At 39.7% G+C, this 13,433-nt stretch carries 10 protein-coding genes; 4 read left to right on the top strand and 6 right to left on the bottom strand.

The window, feature by feature from the left end; translation table 11 throughout:
* Positions 1–62: 62 nt before the first annotated feature.
* The 6 genes from EG346_RS14190 to kduI all read right to left on the bottom strand — a co-directional run bounded on the left by EG346_RS14190 (position 63) and on the right by kduI (position 6,577).
* Positions 63–1,592 (bottom strand): MFS transporter, encoded by a 1,530-nt coding sequence (locus tag EG346_RS14190; protein WP_123879414.1) that lies wholly within the window; start codon positions 1,590–1,592, stop codon positions 63–65.
* A gap of 244 nt (positions 1,593–1,836) precedes the next feature.
* Entirely contained in the window at positions 1,837–2,514 is a 678-nt protein-coding gene (locus EG346_RS14185; RefSeq protein WP_123879412.1) for a bifunctional 4-hydroxy-2-oxoglutarate aldolase/2-dehydro-3-deoxy-phosphogluconate aldolase, read from the bottom strand.
* 2 nt (positions 2,515–2,516) lie between these two features.
* Positions 2,517–3,524 carry a sugar kinase gene (locus EG346_RS14180; RefSeq protein WP_123879410.1) on the bottom strand — a complete coding sequence of 336 codons (1,008 nt, stop codon included), beginning with the start codon at positions 3,522–3,524 and terminating at the stop codon, positions 2,517–2,519.
* Between the two features lie 9 nt (positions 3,525–3,533).
* Positions 3,534–4,931, bottom strand: coding sequence for a glucuronate isomerase (gene uxaC, locus EG346_RS14175; RefSeq protein ID WP_123879408.1), 1,398 nt, complete (start codon positions 4,929–4,931; stop codon positions 3,534–3,536).
* 18 nt (positions 4,932–4,949) lie between these two features.
* Positions 4,950–5,732 (bottom strand): gluconate 5-dehydrogenase, encoded by a 783-nt coding sequence (locus EG346_RS14170; RefSeq protein ID WP_123879406.1) that lies wholly within the window; start codon positions 5,730–5,732, stop codon positions 4,950–4,952.
* Between the two features lie 8 nt (positions 5,733–5,740).
* Positions 5,741–6,577, bottom strand: a complete 837-nt coding sequence (gene kduI / locus EG346_RS14165) for a 5-dehydro-4-deoxy-D-glucuronate isomerase (protein WP_123879404.1) — start codon at positions 6,575–6,577, stop codon at positions 5,741–5,743.
* An 880-nt stretch (positions 6,578–7,457) separates the two neighbouring features.
* Here kduI and EG346_RS25365 point away from each other — a divergent pair.
* The 4 genes from EG346_RS25365 (at position 7,458) to EG346_RS14145 (ending at position 13,411) form a co-directional block, all read left to right on the top strand.
* Complete coding sequence (locus tag EG346_RS25365) at positions 7,458–7,745, top strand: TonB-dependent receptor plug domain-containing protein (RefSeq protein ID WP_123879402.1); 288 nt, start codon at positions 7,458–7,460, stop codon at positions 7,743–7,745.
* Positions 7,733–10,462: a SusC/RagA family TonB-linked outer membrane protein gene (locus EG346_RS14155; RefSeq protein ID WP_164466139.1), complete on the top strand. Its 2,730-nt coding sequence runs from the start codon at positions 7,733–7,735 to the stop codon at positions 10,460–10,462. Before EG346_RS25365 ends, EG346_RS14155 begins: the two co-directional genes overlap by 13 nt.
* Positions 10,463–10,472: 10 nt before the next feature.
* The gene (locus EG346_RS14150) at positions 10,473–12,308 is read left to right on the top strand and encodes a RagB/SusD family nutrient uptake outer membrane protein (RefSeq protein WP_123879398.1); all 1,836 of its coding nucleotides are present in this window, start codon (positions 10,473–10,475) and stop codon (positions 12,306–12,308) included.
* Positions 12,309–12,388: 80 nt separating this feature from the next.
* Positions 12,389–13,411, top strand: a complete 1,023-nt coding sequence (locus tag EG346_RS14145) for a pectinesterase family protein (protein WP_123879396.1) — start codon at positions 12,389–12,391, stop codon at positions 13,409–13,411.
* The last annotated feature ends 22 nt before the right edge of the window (positions 13,412–13,433 follow it).

Raw genomic sequence — 13,433 nt, 5'->3', positions numbered from 1 at the left:
AAGGACGTTTGATTTCGTCGAATCTTCGATTTCACTCAGCAATGGGAGTATAGAATCTATTCTTATTTACTGATCACTTTATATTGGGGAACCAATGCTTTCATGACGCTCCATGCAATGAGGTAAGCAACGGCACACACTGAAAAAATGATCATATAGCCTTTATCGATTCCGTCTGAAACTACAGCTCCGGACTTCTCCAGCTGTTCGAAAAAGCCTTCCGGTAAGCGTTCGTTGACGTATTGCGGATATTTTTCCAGTAAAGGAATTCCGTCAACGGTGCTCCATGCTTTATGCGCATGATCGAATAATACTCCTGAAGATTTGTTGATTAAAAACGAGCCGATTCCTCCTGCCATACCGCCGATTCCAGTGATGGTAGCAATGGCTTTTTTAGGAAACATATCGCCTACAGTGGAGAAAATATTGGCCGACCAGGCCTGATGGGCAGCTCCGGCAATTCCGATGATCAGAACCGGAATCCAGTAAGTGATGGAACCTAAAGGCTGTGCCAGCAATGCCAGCAACGGGAAAAAGGCAAAGATCAACATGGCTTTCATTCTTCCGGTATAAGCATTCATTCCTCTTTTTTCAACGAAATATTTTGGAAGCCAGCCGCCGATAATAGACAGTAAAGTGATCATGTAAAGGACAAACAAAGGCAGTGCACTTTGAGTGGAATCCATTTTATAAACGGAACTTAAATAGGCGGGTGTCCAGAACAAAAAGAACCACCAGATTCCGTCTGTCATGAATTTGCCGAAAGCGAAAGCCCAGGTTTGTCTGTAGCTAAAGCATTCTCTGAAAGAAAATTTCTTTTCGGGAACACTTGCATCTGTATTGGGCAGATCATCCTGATCTTGCTGAATATACGTTAATTCATGCTCATTGACCTTATGATGTACGTGTGGTTTTTTGTAATAAAATACCCAAAGTCCCATCCATACAAACCCTAAGGCTCCGATGATGATAAATGCCCATTCCCAGCCCATTGATCTGGCAATAAAAGGAATGGTAATCGGTGCTGCCAAAGCGCCTACAGTAGCTCCGGCATTGAAAATACTCGTTGCTAAGGCTCTGTCTTTTTTAGGAAAATATTCGGCAGTTGTTTTGATGGCTGCAGGAAAGTTTCCAGCTTCACCCACGGCCAGTACGAAACGGGCAAAGATAAACAGGGTTACACTTGTGCTGATAATGGCGCCTACATGATCTACTCTTCCGATGATTTCTTTAGACTCTGCAAAACCTACCATCCAGTTTCCGGTTAAAACGCCAGAGGTGGCAATTCCGCATAAGGCGTGTAATACGGCCCCAACCGACCAGATAGCAATAGCCCAAAGGAAACCTTTTTTGGTGTCCATCCAATCGACAAATTTCCCTGCGAAAAGCATACTTACCGCATAGAATATAGAAAATAATGCGGTGATATTTCCGTAATCATTATTGTTCCAGTGGAATTCCGGCGCAATGAAATCTTTCCATGTCAGGGACAAAACCTGTCGATCCATATAATTGATCGTCGTTGCAATGAACAGCAGAAAGCATATCGTCCATCTGAATGTACTCGGTTTCGGGGATATTTCTTTTTTCATATCAATCTTTAATAGTATTGATTTTTATTGATTCTTGAAACAAATGAGAGCAAAAACGCTCCTTTCCATGCTGTTTTCAGCAAGGACTTATTAATTGTGAAAATCGTTTTTATTTAAAACTAAACCATTTCTGAAACGTTAAGTTGTTAAGAATAGTCGGGTTACCTTTGCTTTAGAAATCCAATTGATTTTCTTGATACCTCTTGACTCATTCAAAGATCTTAGTGGTTTAATACGTTTTATTTTAAACTGATAATCTTAATTCTTTAATAATTTGAATTGAATTAGCTACAGTCTCTGTAATTTTTTCGTAATCATATTCCCCGTTTTCATTTTTCACAAACAACTGCGACCCCAATCCTACACAGTAGGCTCCTGCCGAAATCCATTGGGAGAGATTTTCTTTTGTTGGCAATACTCCACCTGTAGGCATGATATTGGACCAGGGCATCGGACCTTTTACAGCTTTGATGAATTCCGGTCCGCCAACCTGAGAAGCGGGGAAAATCTTCACAACTTCAGCACCCAACTCTTCTGCGTAAGAAATTTCAGAAACCGAACCGCAACCAGGCATCCATGAGATTTTTCTTCTGTTGCAAACTTTCGCCACTTCAGGATTTAATACCGGAGCAACGATGAAATTGGTTCCATTCTGAATATATAAAGAAGCTGTTCCTGCATCCACTACAGAACCTACTCCCAGGATCATTTCAGGAAGTTCTTGTGCTGAATATTTCACCAGCTCTGCAAAAACTTCGTGCGCAAAATCGCCTCTGTTCGTAAATTCAAAAACACGGGCACCGCCGTCATAGCAAGCCTTTAAAATATTCTTGCCAATCTCTGCATCAGCGTGGTAAAATACAGGAACAATCCCTGTTTCTTTTACTTTTAATGCCACTTCTATTCGGGTAAATCTTGCCATAATTATCTTTTTATTCTTCCTCCTGAACTTCCGTTCATCACTTCCAAAATGTCTTCTGCACTGCAGTAGTTGATGTCTCCGGGAATTGTATGCTTGATCGCGCAGGCTGCGTTGGCGAATTTCAGTGCTTTTTCGTCATCGAAATTCATTAAACCATAAATCAAACCTGCGGCAAAAGCATCACCGGTACCAATTCTGTCGATCACGGGATTTACTTCCAGAAGCTCAGTCTCAAAATACTGGTCCTGAACCAAAGCTCTTCCTTGTGTTTGCTGAGAACTTGCATTGATCCCGATTCTGATTTTATCGAACACCTTATGGATGGAAGGTATTTGATGTTTTAATTCCTGACAGGCTTCAATGAAACCTTGTTGATCTGATGAAAACTGAGTTCCTAAAATTTCGTTGATCTCATTCACCCCGCCAATAAACAGCGTTGAGTAGGAAACCAGCTCTTTTAAAATGTCACTTCCATTTTTTCCGTATTTCCACAGATTGGAACGGTATGAGGGATCTGTCGTGATATGAATTCCCATTTCCTGAGCTGTTTTCAAGCCTTCTTTCAACCTCTCGTATGCTGCTTCGGAAATTCCTGGGCTTATACCTGTCCAGTGAAAATATTTACAGCCGTCGAGCGCTTTTTTCCAGTCTATCTGGTCCGATTGAATGTTGGCAAAAGAGCCGTTTAATCTGTTGTAAGCGATTCTGCTTGCCCGGACTGATGAACCTGCTTCAAGGAAATATAAACCTAAAGGATGTTCGTTTTTGGTGATGAAACGGGTATCGATTCCAAAACTTTTAATGAAAGAAACAGCCGATTCACCTACGAAGTCATCGGAAACACTGCTAATATGTCTTACGTTACAGCCCATGGTAGCTAATGAAGAAGCAACATTAAGTTCCGTTCCGCCGAAGAAGAATTCCATTTCGTGGCTTTGTTTCATGACTCTGTTTCCCGGAGGTGAAAGCCTCATGATGACTTCACCGAATGTGACTATTGTATTGCCCATCCTGTTTATTTAAAAATCAAAATAATGTTTAGCATTGTGATAGCAGATATCAGAGATTGTTTTTCCAATCAGGTCGATATCGTCAGGTAATTCACCGTTTTTCATTTCTTCTCCAAACAGGTTACACAGTACTCTTCTGAAATACTCATGTCTCGGGTACGAAAGGAAACTTCTTGAATCCGTCAGCATTCCTACAAAACAACTGATCAGTCCCATATTGGAAAGGGCGTTCATTTGTTTGATCATTCCGTCTTTCTGATCCAGGAACCACCATCCGGACCCGAACTGTACTTTTCCTTTGATGCTGCCGTCGTTGAAATTCCCGATCATGGTCGCAAAAATCTCGTTATCGGCAGGATTTAAGTTATATAAAATGGTCTTTGTTAATTGGTTTTTTCCGTCTAATGTATTTAACAATCTGGACAGGGTTTCAGCCTGAACGAAGTCACCAATGGAATCCCAACCTGTATCCGGACCGAGGATCCGGTGCATTCTTTCATTATTATTTCTCAGTGCTCCCAGGTGGAATTGCTGAACCCAGCCGAATTTGTGATAGGTTTCGCCTAAGAATAATAAAATGGCAGTTTTGAACTGATTAACCTGCTTTTCAGCAATCACTTTTCCTGATAATTTATCATTGAAAACGGTGTTTACTTCAGCATCAGTTGCTTCTTCGAAAGAAATATTATTCAGTCCGTGGTCGCAAAGCCTGCATCCGTTTTCGTGGAAATATTCAATTCTTTTAAGCAACGCATCACATAAAGTCTGATAAGAATTAATCTCAATACCAGCGGACTCGCCTAATTTTGAAATATAATCTGCAAAATTGTGATTTTCAATCAAAATTGCCTTATCCGGACGGAAAGCTGTGCTTACTTTGATACTGAAGTCGCTTTTCGCCAAATCCCGATGATAATTCAACAGATCGGTAGGATCTTCCGTGGTACAGAGAGATTCTACGTTCATCATTTTTAATAATCCTCTTGTTGATTTTTCAGGCGTCTGAAGCTGAGCGGTGATGTTCTCGTAAATTTCCGATGCATTGTCTGCATTCAGCAATTCATCAATTCCGAAATATCTTTTTAATTCTAAATGCGTCCAGTGATACAATGGGTTTCTCAAGGTATACGGGACTGTTTTCGCCCAGGCTTCAAATTTTTCTTTATCTGAAGAATCTCCGGTAATGAATTTTTCGCTGACACCCAGGGTACGCATCGCTCTCCATTTGTAATGGTCGCCTGCAATCCATACTTTTGAGATATTTTCAAAAACCGTGTCTTCTGCAATATCTTTAGGAATCAAATGATTATGATAATCAATGATCGGTTGTTTTTCTGCGAATCTGAAGTACAGTTCTTCAGCTTGTTTATTGTGTAGTAAAAAGTTATCTGTAATAAAAGGTTTCATTCTAGTCTAATTCTGTTGTTACTCATGAGCAGGTTTCCCGATGGTGGCCAAAATTCCTCCATCTACGTAAATAATCTGTCCGTTGATGAATCTGCTTGCGTCAGAGGCTAAGAAAATAGCCGTTCCTGCAAGATCTTCGGGATTGCCCCATCTTCCTTCCGGAGTTCTGCTGATGATAAAATCATTGAAAGGATGTCCATCCACTCTGATAGGTTCTGTCTGAGAAGTCGCAAAATATCCGGGACCGATACCGTTCACCTGAATATTGTGTTTTGCCCATTCCGTCGCCAGATTTTTGGTGAGCATTTTAAGTCCGCCTTTTGCAGAAGCGTATGCTACTACATTATCACGGCCCAGCTCACTCATCATCGAGCAGATGTTGATGATCTTTCCGGATTTTCTTTTGATCATGTGTTTGCCGATTAACTTCGACATGATAAAAGGTCCTGTAAGATCTACATCGATTACTTTTCTAAAGTCTTCCACTTCCATCTCAATTGCCGGAACACGTTTGATGATTCCTGCGTTATTGACAAGGATGTCTATTTTTCCGTGGGTAGCCTCCATGAGAGCTACTTTCTGAGCGGCTTCCAGTTCGTCTGTAACGTCAAAAAGATAACCTGTTGCTTTGTATCCCTTTTCGTGATAATACGCTAAGGCATCCTCTAATTTTGATGGTGTTGTACTCGTAATAGCCAGTTCAGCACCTGCCGCAGCAAGACCTTCAGCCATTGCCATTCCCAATCCGTGAGTACCGCCCGTAACGACCGCTACTTTACCGGATAAATCAAATAAATTCATTAGAAAAATTACTTTAGTTCGTTAGTTTTGATCCCGTCCATATCACCGTAGTCCATATTTTCTCCGGCCATACCCCAGATAAAAGTATAGTTGGAAGTTCCCACTCCTGAATGAATAGACCATTCCGGAGACAACACCGCTTCATGATTTTTCATAAAAACATGACGTGTTTCATGAGGCTGCCCCATCAGGTGGTTTATCGTCTGCCCTTCTTCAAGATCAAAATAGAAATAGGCTTCCATTCTTCTGGCATGAACATGCGCAGGCATGGTATTCCAGACACTTCCGGGTTGAAGTTCTGTCATTCCCATTTGAAGCTGACAGGTTTCAAGAACACTGTTAACAATCAGTTTATTGATGGTACGTTTGTTAGCATATTTTTCTTCACCCAGCTCTACAATTTCAGCTTCATTCTTCGTGATCTTTTTTGTTGGATAGGTATGGTGTGCGGGAGCTGAATTGATGTAAAAGTAAGGCTGTTCAGCCCCTTCTTTTTCAAAAACCACTTCTTTTGTTCCTTTTCCAATGTACAGGGCTTCTTTATTTCCGAGCTCATATACTTCGCCATCCACTGTTACTTTTCCTGAACCTCCCACGTTGATGATTCCCAGCTCTCTCCTGTCAAGAAAATGTCCTGCTTTCAGATCGTCTGTGGGTTCCAGTTTCAAGGCTGTTGATACGGGCATTACCCCTCCTACAATAAGCCTGTCATACATAGAATAGACCAGTTTTATTTTATCTTCATTAAATAAATCATCGATTAGAAACTCCCTCCTGAGGTCTTCTGTTGAATATTTTTTCACATCTTCAGGATGGTGGGCGTAACGAAATTCTGATTGTGTCATACTACTTGATTTTTATCCTTTTCACTTTGCGGTTTTATCAAACCTGTTAAACATTGCGTAATCGATTGCATAAATTACACTAAAATTGAGCAGAAATACTTGTGGGATAAATATATAATTATTCTTTAATTAGTTCACAAAAAATTAATTTTAATTTATAAATTATTGATTTACAATTAAATAAAATGATATCATAAAAGAAAAACAGAGAATTTTTGAAGAAAATATGAGATTTATATTAACCAAAATTAATGCTCAACATAAGGTCAAATATAAAATCATGCCAAATAAAACAGTACAATTCAAAATACTAAATCAGTATAAATAATGAAAAATTCATCTATATACTCTATATAATAAGACTAAACGTTATCAACTATAAAATACAGTCTCCAATTTCAGCTGTAAAAGATGACAAAAATCAGGAAATGAGTGAAAATTTTCTTCTTAAGGACGAATTTTGGAGATTTTTGGGGCATCAATCAGGCTAAATTTTAAGCAGTTTTTAAGTTTTAAAATGTTAAACAGTAAAAAAAATATAAAAAATCAAAAGAATTAACAGAAGACATGCAACATCACCAAAATACTGATAAACAATAGTTTATACAAGTATAACTAACCCATATTTTATCAAAATGAATGAATTAAACAGTCAAATTAATGAAAAAATAATATTTTTTTCTTTGCATATTGGAAAATAATATTAGTTTAGGAGCCAGAATAAAAGAATATGAAAATTTACGCAATCGATTGCGCAATACAGGCGTAAAATTTTTTAACAAGATCTACCACTAGAATAAGCAGAATACTTCATAATCCAAAAACAAAAAACGATTGAAAAAAAACTTTCAACCAGGAATTAAAACTATAAGGATACAAAATGGATAAAAAAGTACAATCAATAAAGTGGTTATATTTAACTGTCTTTCTACTTCCTGTCCTTGCCATGGCTCAAGAAAAAGATAAGGAAACCAAACTGGACGATGTGGTTTTGGTAGGATATACAAAAGTTTCTAAGAAAGACGTTACAAACGCTGTTTCTTCAGTGAAAGGCGAAGCTCTTAAAGATATGCCTTCCACGAATGCGGCAGAAGCAATTCAGGGAAGACTTGCAGGAGTACAGGTATCACTCAGTGAGGGATCTCCGGAGCTGATGTGGATATTGTAGTCCGTGGAGGAAACTCCATTACGCAAAGCAACGCACCGCTCTATATCGTAGACGGTATTCAGATGGACAATGCGCTGAGTATTTTATCTCCAAAGGAAATAGAATCAATAGAAGTCCTGAAAGACGCCTCATCCACCTCGATTTTCGGTTCCAGAGGAGCGAACGGAGTGGTATTGATTACAACAAAAGGAGGTCGTAAAAAAGCAAAGACTACCATCAATTATAACGGATTTGTAGGGGTAAGAAAAATTCAGAATAAAATTGATGTTCTCGATCCTTATCAGTACGTCCTTTACCAGTACGAGCAATATTATAAAAATGGCTTAGAAGCTGATATTACTACATTTAATACACGCTATGGAACCTTCGATCAGCTGGGTAAATATAAGTCCATGAAAAAGACGGACTGGCAGGATAAGGTCTTTGGGAGAGAAGCATTCAACTTTACCCATAACGTTTCTATATCAGGGGGATCTGAAAACTCTGCCTTCGCATTGACATTGAATAATGTTCAGGAAGACGGGGTGATGATTGGTTCTGCCTTTAAGCGTAGTATGGCGAACTTCAAATATGATTATGATGTTTCGAAGAAGTTAAGCATTGGTCTTAATGCACGATACAGCAGACAGATGATTTATGGAGCAGGAACTTCTGCTTCCGGTTCACAGAGTACGAACAGATTAAGAAACGCCATACGATATCAGCCTTTTGAAGGCGGGTCATCTGTAGATGTGGATGAGTTTGACCCTTTATTTGCTGATCAGACCAATCTTGTAAATCCTGTTCTACTAGCCAATGATGAAGTTAAAGAAAGCGGGAGAAATGATTTATTGCTTAACGCAACTATTGATTATAAACTAAGCAAAGACTTTACTTTCCGTAGTGTGATCGGATATGTACAGAGAGATCAGCTCGTTAATCAGTTTTCTGGTCCTGTGACTACGCTGGCAAGACAAAATAATGACCAGCCTGTTGTATTTTTAAGTAATACGCAATCCAGAAGAGTCACCAATACCAATACCCTGAACTACAGAAAAACCTTTGGAAATCATAAACTTGATTTGTTAGCGGGTCAGGAAACGGTAAGAACGGATGGTGAATCGATGTCTATCAATATCAAATGGTTCCCAAAATCTTCTTCAGCCCAGGAAGCATTTGCCAATGTACAACTGGCTTCCCCTCCATCAGGAATGGTTCAGGATGCGCCTAAAACAATGGGAGATATAGACCGCCTTGCTTCATTTTTTGGAAGAGCAAACTACATCTACAAAAACAAATATATTGCAACGGTATCCATGAGAGCGGACGGCTCAAGTGTTTTCAAACCAGGCTCGAATCAATGGGGATATTTTCCGGCAGCTTCATTGGCATGGAAAATTAAAGAAGAAAATTTCTTAAAAGAAAACAATTCAATTAACGAATTAAAACTCCGTTTAGGATTCGGAAAATCCGGAAACAACAGAATCGGAGCCTTCTTATATGATACATTCTTTACCTCTTCATCAGATTACGGGTATGCTTTCGGAACCAGCGTTACTCCAGGGGCTACCACCGGGAATATCATGGCCAACCCGAATGTAAAATGGGAAACCGCCAGTTCTTATAATGCAGGTTTAGACTTCGGTTTATTTAAAGGCAGACTATACGGTACGCTTGATGTGTATAAAACCGATACAAAAGATCTTTTGTTATTGGCTAAAATTCCTCAAACTTCCGGCTATGAATATCAATATCAAAACTCCGGAAGCAGTGAAAATAAAGGGATCGAATTATCCATGGGTGGTGCGATTATCAACAAAGAAAATTTTTCATGGAAGATCGATGCCAATATTTCTTCTAACAGAAATACAATTAAAAGCTTAGGAAATAATGCATCCGCAAGTGCCAATTATTACTACTACCCTTCCGGATGGCAAAACAACCTGTTTGATTTCTTAGTACAGGTAGGCAAGCCGGTAGGTACTTACTGGGGATATGTGACTGCCGGAAGATATGAAGTGAGTGAGTTCAATTACGATGCAGCAACTCAGGCGTATTCTCTAAAGGCAGGTGTAGCCAGTTCAGCAGCCGTAGCCAATGGAGCAAAACCAATCCAGCCGGGAGATCTTAAGCTGAAAGACATTAACGGTGACGGGGTGATTGACAGTAAAGATATGACTGACTTAGGAAGTGCACAACCCAAATTCTATGGGGGGTTCACTCAGACTTTCAGATATAAAAACTGGGATATGAGTTTGCTTTTCAACTTCTCAATCGGAAATAAGGTCTACAATGCCAATAAGATAGAATACAGTACACAATATCTTTACAAAGACAATAATATGCTGGCAGAAGTTGCCGACCGATGGAGATGGTTTGATGATGCGGGAATAAAGGTGACAGACCCTACTGCTCTTGCAGCTCTTAATGCCAATACAACAATGTGGACTCCGCCTGCAGGAGCCTATTTCCTGCATTCCTACGCCATTGAAGACGGATCTTTTTTGAGACTGAACAACGTTACCGTTGGATTCAGTTTGCCAAAAGGTTCTCTGGAAGCTATTGGTGTTAAAAACCTGAGACTGTATGCTACGGTAAACAATTTATTTACCATTACAGGATATTCAGGATTTGATCCTGAGGCTAATACCAGAAGAAACCCTCTTACGCCTGGAGTAGATTATTCTGCTTATCCGCGAAGCAGATTTATTTTATCAGGAATTGATATCACTTTCTAAAACCAACCCTATGAACAAAAATAAATTCTTAGCCATTTTCTTTTCTATTGTCGGTATGGCTTCTGTTTATTCATGCAGCGACTATTTAGAAGTAGAAAACTTATCCAATACAGCAGAAAAACAACAATTCGACTCTGCCTCAGATACTTTTGCAGCGTTGGTTGGAGTTTATAACAGCGCCATGGGCGACAATACCTATGGGCAGAGAATGAACCTTATTCTTAGCCAGTCCGGTGACGATTTCAGGACATCGGGAGATTACAATGCCAATGACCGAAGAGGAATCAGCTGTTTTGGAGCAGTTCCTACCAACACTGAACTGTTAAGACCTTTCTTAGATACGTATGCAGGAATCGAAAGAGCGAATCTTGTTATTAAAAATATCCCCATCTCACCTGTGTATCAGACGGGATCCGCAGCAGACAAAAAGCTGATGGACAGATACCTGGGCGAAGCACTTACTTTAAGGGCTCTGTTTTATTATGATCTGATCAAAAACTGGGGTGATATTCCCTTTCAGGAGGTTCCTTCAGCAGACCTTGCCACAGTATATTTACCTAAAACAGACCGTGATGTTATTTATGATAAAATCTTAGATGACCTTGCTAAAGCCGCAACATTGGTTCCATGGAAATCTGAAGCGGGAACCACTGCCCAAAGAATCTCTAAGGCCGCAGTTAAAGGTTTGAGAGCAAGAATTGCACTGGCAAGAGCCGGATATTCTCTACGCAGAAGCCCGCAAGCGATGGTACAGGGTTCCAATCCTCAAAAGTATTATCAGATCGCCTACGACGAATGCAAAGATATTATCAATTCCGGAGAACATAAACTTAATCCTAGTTATGAAGGTCTTTTCAGATCATTACACACCAATTCTCAGGATGCAACGAATGAAGTGATCTTTGCAGTAGGCGCTTTCGGAGGAAACTCAAGAACAGATTCCAAGATCGGATACTACAACGGATTAAGACATGATGATACAGACTGGAAATCAGCAGGAGGGATCAGTGCTATTCCAACGTATTTCTATGAATTCAGCAAATTTGACCTGAGAAGGGATGTGAACATTGCCATCTTCAGAGTAAGCACAACCAAGCAGGAAGATCTTCAGACTTCTATCAACTGGAATGATGCTAAATTCAGAAAATCATGGACCAACATTACCGGAACATCACAAAATTTAGGGATTGACTGGCCACTGTTAAGGTATGCTGATGTTTTACTGATGTTTGCCGAAGCTGACAACGAATTACACAATGGGGCTTCACCAGAAGCGGTGAGTGCCGTACTTTCTGTAAAGCAGAGAGCATTTGCCGGAAATTCAGGACAGGTTGGAACGATACCAACGGGTAAGAATGACTTCTTTAACTTCATTGTGAAAGAAAGATTATTGGAATTCGGAGGAGAAGGATTAAGAAAATATGATCTGATCCGCTGGAACCTATTGGAAACAAAAATCAATGAAACCAGGCAGAAACTTGTTGCTTTCATGAACGGAACGGGAGCCTATGCCAATGTTCCTGAATACATTTTCTATAAAAAGCCCGCCTCTACCGTGGTGAATTATGTTCCAACGAAGACGGCTCAGCAAAATGTACTGGACATGGATCTTTATGTGAACGGAATCGCGAAAGCAGATGTGTTCTACAGTCCGAATCAAAGTGTTGCAACTCCTACAGGATACACCAAAGTGAACTGGAGACTGGCTATGACACAACCTTACATCAGTGGAGATCCTATAAAAAGTTATGCGCACTATTTCGAGCCTAACAAAAAAGAACTTCTCCCGATCGCCCTGGATGTCATCAATTCAAATTACAATCTTACCCAGGATTACGGTTATTAGACAAATAGTTTCACATTCATATTAAGTAGATACAGACTTTCTCTTCACAGAGAAGTCTGTATTTTAAACAAAACCATTCAATGAGAATTTCCGCTCTTCTTAAAGATTTTAAAGTGTTGACCGTTTTTTCGATCGTGCTGATCGGTCTTCTTTCTTTCAAAACCGGCGATAAAACCATCGTGGTTTCGAAAGACGGAAAAGGCAATTTTACAACAGTACAACAGGCTATCGATGCTGTCGAAAATGGTTCTGCTTCAGAAACAAAAATCATTATTAAAGCCGGAGTTTACAAAGAAAAAATCACCATTCCTGAAACCAGGGGAGCCATTTTTATGGAAGGAGAAAATCCTGAAAATACGGTCATCACGTACGATGATTTTGCTTCCAAAAAGAATCAGGAAGGAAAAGAGATCGGAACCACAGGTTCTTCCACTATTTTTATCTATTCAAACGATTTTACTGCAAAAAATATCACATTTGAAAACAGTTCAGGAAAGATAGGACAAGCTGTTGCTGTTCTGACCACCGGTGACAGAATCGTTTTTGACAATTGCAGGTTTCTGGGAAATCAGGACACTTTATATCTGAAAGGAGCACAGGATCTTGCAGACAAAAGCAAACCTTCAAGAAATTATTTTAAAGACTGCTATATCGAAGGAACTACAGACTATATTTTCGGAGCGGGAACAGCTGTTTTTGAAAACTGCACTGTTTATTCCAAAGAAGGTGCATCTTATGTGACCGCCGCTTCTACTCCACAGGGCCAGGCTTTCGGATTTGTTTTTATTCATTCTAAAATTATTGGAAATGCTACCCAAAACTCAGTGTATCTGGGAAGACCCTGGAGACCTTTCGCCAAAACAGTCTACATCAACTGCGAAATGAATGCTACTATCAGACCTGAAGGATGGCACAACTGGAGCAAACCGGATGCTGAAAAAACAACGTTCTATGGAGAATTCAATTCAAAAGGAACCGGAGCTAATGCATCAAAAAGAGTTTCATGGTCGCATCAGTTAACACGGGAAGAACAAAAAAAATATACCGCAGACTCTATTCTCAAAGGAAGCGACCATTGGAATATTAGAAAAACGCTGCAATAAACCTCAATATCAACGGTTTTCA

Origin of the sequence: Chryseobacterium carnipullorum, assembly GCF_003815695.1 — a bacterium.
GTDB classification, from domain to species: Bacteria; Bacteroidota; Bacteroidia; order Flavobacteriales; family Weeksellaceae; genus Chryseobacterium; species Chryseobacterium carnipullorum.
Note: the sequence above shows the minus strand (reverse complement) of the source record. Positions and strands in the feature narration are given on the sequence as shown.

Coding starts and splice junctions, on each gene's coding strand:
- EG346_RS14170 (WP_123879406.1), bottom strand. CDS start 5,732: ATGAATTTATTTGATTTATCCGGTAAAGTAGCGGTCGTTACGGGCGGT.
- EG346_RS14150 (WP_123879398.1), top strand. CDS start 10,473: ATGAACAAAAATAAATTCTTAGCCATTTTCTTTTCTATTGTCGGTATG.
- kduI (WP_123879404.1), bottom strand. CDS start 6,577: ATGACACAATCAGAATTTCGTTACGCCCACCATCCTGAAGATGTGAAA.
- EG346_RS14180 (WP_123879410.1), bottom strand. CDS start 3,524: ATGGGCAATACAATAGTCACATTCGGTGAAGTCATCATGAGGCTTTCA.
- EG346_RS14145 (WP_123879396.1), top strand. CDS start 12,389: ATGAGAATTTCCGCTCTTCTTAAAGATTTTAAAGTGTTGACCGTTTTT.
- uxaC (WP_123879408.1), bottom strand. CDS start 4,931: ATGAAACCTTTTATTACAGATAACTTTTTACTACACAATAAACAAGCT.
- EG346_RS25365 (WP_123879402.1), top strand. CDS start 7,458: ATGGATAAAAAAGTACAATCAATAAAGTGGTTATATTTAACTGTCTTT.
- EG346_RS14190 (WP_123879414.1), bottom strand. CDS start 1,592: ATGAAAAAAGAAATATCCCCGAAACCGAGTACATTCAGATGGACGATA.
- EG346_RS14185 (WP_123879412.1), bottom strand. CDS start 2,514: ATGGCAAGATTTACCCGAATAGAAGTGGCATTAAAAGTAAAAGAAACA.